The organism is Lysinibacillus sp. NPDC098008 (assembly GCF_044760715.1).
Lineage (GTDB): Bacteria > Bacillota > Bacilli > Bacillales_A > Planococcaceae > Lysinibacillus.
The window spans coordinates 1-1,215 of record NZ_JBIWBA010000069.1; the positions used below are offsets into that span (position 1 = coordinate 1).

Genomic DNA, 1,215 nt, shown 5'->3' on the forward strand with positions numbered 1-1,215 from the left:
TGGTTCTTCACCAAAAGCCGTGGGTGACAAAATCAGTGACCTATTTCTAAACGTAAACGAAGAAATAAACGGTTTTCATTTCGATAGCCAAAACCACGTCTTTTAATAAGTTTAATTTTATTATTCGTTCCTTCCATCATGCCATTTGATAGCGGTGAAATAATGGTATCTAGCAATGCTTTTTCACGTGTACTCAATGTTTTTGCGATTTTAGAAACGGCACTACAAAGATGAAATTGATACCGTTTAAACCATTCTGTTAATCGTCGTTTTGCTTGTGTCATCGTTGTTGCTTTTAGTACATAACGCATATGATTCAATGCTTGATAAATGTATTTTGTAGGCAAATCTTCCTGATGCCACTGTGCAACAAATCCACGTTCTTCATCCGTTAATTGTTCAGGTTTTCGTGCCAAACAACGGTCAATGAATCGCGATTGATGATGCTTTTTGGCTTCTCCTAAATACCGGCGTCTTCGCTGCTGGGCATCGGTGAAAAATTGCACGAGATGAAAGCGATCCAGCACATGAATCGCAGTGGGATAAACGGCTTGTATCGCATTCGCCATCGCTGGAGCGAAATCACTGACCACCGCACGAATTGGACCTGTTACTTTTTGTAAAGCAGTGGTAATAGCGTCCTGATTTCGATGAGGAACAATTGCCAAAATACGACCTGAGTCGGCATTTAAAACACTGGTCGCATAATGATGTCCTTTGCGCAAAGCGAACTCGTCTACACAAATAGTAGTGGCGATTTCATCCGTTAATTCATTAGCTGCCAGCAAGTAATACCAACGCTCAACCGTCGTGTAGGGCAGTTCATATTCACGTGCCACATCAGCAATGGAACGCCCGTGGCAACGCCTTACAAGTTCTTTACGAAACATAGCTGAAGACGCTTGGATAATTCCTAAACCGAAGTCATAGGTAAATGTGAGGTCGCAAGCAACACAACGATGACGTGGAATCGCCATCTCAATCCAAATAAATCCGAGGTGCCAAGCATAGCCATGACGAAAACGACGTAATGTTTGCGCATGACGAATCGTTTTCCCTTGGCAAATTGGACATGGCACTGAATAAGCACCTACAGTAGCAGGAAATACATTTGGTTCTTCGTCAGATGGAAAAGAAACTTCGAAAAAAGATGGTAACGGTAATAGCATTTTGATAAACTTGGAGTACAAAGCGAAAACTCCTCTCGTGGTTTGT

General features: G+C 42.0%; 1 protein-coding gene. It reads right to left on the reverse strand.

Features of this window, described 5'->3' with window-relative positions:
- Positions 1-32 precede the first annotated feature (32 nt).
- The coding region (locus ACIQVU_RS20245) for an ISL3 family transposase (protein WP_402897036.1) at positions 33-1,215 on the reverse strand (1,183 nt) is incomplete at its 5' end.